Genomic DNA, 264 nt, shown 5'->3' with positions numbered 1-264 from the left:
CCCGCAACACATCCAACAACCCACGATCCCGCGCCACCAACCCCAACCACAACGCATCCAACCAATCCGGCGCCATCGTGTACGGATTCGGACCCGACGACCCCGTCTCAAACTCCCGACCCAACACAGAAAACGACAACCGATGCTCACCCTTCGGCAACGACGCCCGCCCAAACTGCACCCGCGCCACCTCACACGCCGCATCCAACATCGACCACACCTCCTCCCCCACCACACCACCCGAACCCACCAACGACCACACAC

Annotated in this window: 1 protein-coding gene; it reads right to left on the bottom strand. The window is 62.9% G+C overall.

Annotated features, from left to right (window positions below):
* Positions 1 to 211, bottom strand: a 211-nt coding sequence (locus ACLQ3C_RS21665) for an Imm49 family immunity protein (protein WP_425707140.1), incomplete at its 3' end; no start/stop codon positions are given.
* Positions 212 to 264 lie beyond the last annotated feature (53 nt).

Origin of the sequence: Gordonia sp. DT30 (assembly GCF_049844915.1) — a bacterium.
Lineage (GTDB): Bacteria > Actinomycetota > Actinomycetes > Mycobacteriales > Mycobacteriaceae > Gordonia.
This window is presented reverse-complemented; position numbering and strand designations above follow the sequence as displayed.